This is a genomic window from Mycobacterium sp. (genome assembly GCF_035603715.1).
Classification (GTDB): domain Bacteria; phylum Actinomycetota; class Actinomycetes; order Mycobacteriales; family Mycobacteriaceae; genus Mycobacterium.
Map to the genome: position 1 here is coordinate 1 of NZ_DATNJW010000470.1, position 2,019 is coordinate 2,019.

General features: G+C 59.8%; 3 protein-coding genes. All 3 read left to right on the plus strand.

All coding sequences use genetic code 11. The features are described from left to right. On the plus strand, window positions 1-820 hold an 820-nt coding region (locus tag VN856_RS19440), incomplete at its 5' end, for a flagellar hook assembly protein FlgD (protein ID WP_325691960.1). A gap of 184 nt (window positions 821-1,004) precedes the next feature. Beyond that, a complete protein-coding gene (locus VN856_RS19445) occupies window positions 1,005-1,280 on the plus strand; it encodes a DUF1153 domain-containing protein (RefSeq protein WP_002714638.1) in 276 nt (91 codons plus the stop codon). Window positions 1,281-1,470: 190 nt separating this feature from the next. Further along, window positions 1,471-2,019, plus strand: a 549-nt coding sequence (gene fliF / locus VN856_RS19450; RefSeq protein WP_325691964.1) for a flagellar basal-body MS-ring/collar protein FliF, incomplete at its 3' end; no start/stop codon positions are given.

Sequence of the window (2,019 nt, forward strand, 5' to 3'; positions counted from 1 at the left end):
GCGCCCGTCGCCGGACGAAGCTATGGCCGTATGGTCGGGTCCGCCGGCGGCGTCGACATCAGGGTTTGAGGAGACAGATATGACAACGTCAGTTGTTTCGGGAACGACGCCGCAAACGTCTTCATCGTCATCGAGCACCGCATCCAGTGCGAACGCGCTGGCCTCGCAGCAGATCGCCGGCAATTTCCAAAGCTTCCTGGAGCTTTTGACCACGCAGCTGCAGAACCAGAACCCACTCGATCCGCTCGACACCAACCAGTTCACCCAGCAGCTCGTCGAATTCGCCGGCGTTCAGGAACAGCTCAACACCAACGATTCGTTGTCGACGCTGATTTCGCTGCAGCAGTCGACTGCATCGAGCCAGGCGTTGAATTACGTTGGCCAGAACGCCGTGGTTGCCGGCAACACCGCGCCACTATCCGACGGCGTGGCCGGCTGGATGTTCAACATCCCCTCCAATTCGACGCTGTCGGTCTCCATCAGCAACAGCAGCGGTGCCACCGTCTTCACCGGCAGCTACGATGTGAGCGCCGGCAACGAGCAGCCGTTTATCTGGAACGGCCAGGGCAATGACGGTACGCAGTGTCCCGACGGTAGTTACACCATGACGGCTACCGCCAAGGATGCCTCCGGCAACAATGTTGGGGTCACGACCGCGATCGAGGGCACGGTCACTTCAGTGGACCTCACCCAATCGCCGCCGCTGCTCTTCATCAACGGGCAGTCCTACACCCTCAGCCAGATCCAGAGCATCATAGCCCCTGTGTCCAACAATTCTGGAAGCAGCAGTTCTGGAAGCAGCAGTTCGAGCAGCAGCTAGTCTGAGGCCCGCCACCCGGGGATCCCCCCGCAAACAGCTCCCCGCGCCCAAACAGCGCCGGGGAGCGGATCGTCACGGCATTTTCAAGGAGATTCGTATTGAAGCCTTGGGCTTAGGCAAATTTTAAGCCGGCCCGCTTAGATTGTCATGGTGTGTTCAGTGGTTAAGAGTTTGTGAGTACGCCATGACAGAACCCCATCGCCCGAGGGTGAAATACGTCATCGGGCCCGACGGCAGCCCGCTTACCATTGCGGATTTGCCCGCGCCCGGAACCAAACGGTGGGTCATTCGCCGGAAGGCTGAAGTCGTCGCCGCGGTTCGCGGTGGCCTGCTCTCCCTTGAGGAGGCTTGCAGCCGATACACCCTGACGGTCGATGAATTCCTTTCCTGGCAGTTTTCCATCGACCAGCATGGTCTGGCTGGACTTCGCACCACCCGCATCCAGCAATATCGCCAGTAAAAGCGACCCAAACCCATCGAATTTGATGAAGATCGGCCTCGCTCTGCGAGGCCGATCTTTTTCATATTGGACTCACGCGGAAGTTTTTACCGTCTTGTTAACCGTCGTTAACCATATGGAAACCATCACCTAGGCAATATTTGCCCAGTCGATCGTGGCGCCGAATCTCGGGGGCAGTTGCTTGCAAAGCGTGCTGGACTTTTTGAAGGGGCTTGGCGCCTCTCGCTTAATGGCGATGGTTGCGGTCACGGCCGCACTGATAGGCTTCTTTGCCTTTGTCATCATGCGCGTGACTACGCCGCAGATGACCACTCTCTTCACCGACCTGAGCCTGGACGACTCATCGGCGATCATCAAGGACCTGGAACGCCAGGCGATCCCCTACGAAATGCGCAACGACGGCTCCGTGATCATGGTGCCGAAGGACAAGGTTACCCGGCTGCGCATGCATCTGGCCGAAGGCGGATTGCCGAAGGGCGGCGGGGTCGGCTACGAAATCTTCGATAAATCCGACGCGCTCGGCACCACCAGCTTCGTCCAGAACATCAATCATCTGCGCGCGCTGGAGGGCGAACTGGCCCGCACCATCCGTGCCATCGATCGCATCCAGGCTGCCCGCGTCCATCTGGTGCTGCCGGAAAAGCCGCTGTTCTCGCGCGACGCACCGGAGCCGTCCGCTTCAATCGTCCTGCGCGTCCGGGGCGCGCTTGAACCGCAGCAGGTTCGCGCGGTTCGCCAC